Genomic DNA, 347 nt, shown 5'->3' with positions numbered 1-347 from the left:
TTAGTCGATGTTCCACTTCAAGGCGCCTTGCACTTTTAATTATTATTTCACAATAATCGAATTCATGTCCCCGATTAAATAGATGAGTTTCGAGAGTTGAACCATTTGCGCAAGGCGATTTTTCCTTAGCGCCTCATCGTCTGCCATGACCATTGTATGATCAAAATATTGGTCAATTGACTCTCGTAATGAAGCTAATATATGGAATGCTTCTTCTACATCATGTGTTTTAAGGCTTTCGATGACCTTTGGTTTAACTTCCGTAAACTTTTCAAAGAGATGTTTTTCTTCATCTGATTCAAAAAGGCTCACATTTATTTCAGTTTCTACACCTTTTTTCGCGATAT

Annotated in this window: 1 protein-coding gene; it reads right to left on the bottom strand. The window is 36.3% G+C overall.

Translation table 11 applies throughout. From position 1 onward, the window contains the following. Positions 1 to 42: 42 nt before the first annotated feature. Positions 43 to 347: DALR anticodon-binding domain-containing protein (locus V7147_RS01515; RefSeq protein ID WP_335366091.1), on the bottom strand; the 305-nt coding region annotated here is incomplete at its 5' end.

The organism is Bacillus sp. JJ1521 (assembly GCF_036965165.1).
Classification (GTDB): Bacteria; Bacillota; Bacilli; order Bacillales; family Bacillaceae_L; genus Ferdinandcohnia.
This window is presented reverse-complemented; position numbering and strand designations above follow the sequence as displayed.